This window comes from Gluconobacter sp. P1D12_c (assembly GCF_018812105.1).
Lineage (GTDB): Bacteria > Pseudomonadota > Alphaproteobacteria > Acetobacterales > Acetobacteraceae > Gluconobacter > Gluconobacter oxydans_A.
On the sequence record NZ_JACSIQ010000868.1, the window covers coordinates 1 to 359 of the forward strand.

At 58.4% G+C, this 359-nt stretch carries 1 protein-coding gene; it reads left to right on the plus strand.

Annotated elements, in window-relative coordinates; translation table 11 throughout:
• On the plus strand, positions 1-359 hold a 359-nt coding region (locus tag KP705_RS19570; protein ID WP_215765516.1), incomplete at both ends, for a transposase.

Consider the following 359-nt stretch of genomic DNA (forward strand, 5'->3'; position numbering starts at 1 on the left):
GTGGATTTTGAGGCCTTCCGCCCTGATCTGGAGAAGGCTCTGGCCTATTCAGACAGGATCAAAGGCGGCCGTCCCCCGTTCGATCCGGAGCTGATGTTCAAGATCCTGGTCATCCAGACGCTGAACAATCTGTCCGACGAGCGAACGGAATATCTGATCAACGACCGCCTGTCSTTCATGCGCTTTCTGGGATTGGGGCTGTCGGACCGCGTGCCGGATGCCAAAACGGTCTGGCTGTTTCGYGAGCGTCTGACMCAGGCGAGTGCGATCGATGGGCTGTTCAACCGCTTTGATGCGACCCTGCGTAACGCCGGGTATTTGCCGATGTCAGGCCAGATCCTGGATGCCACGCTGGTAGC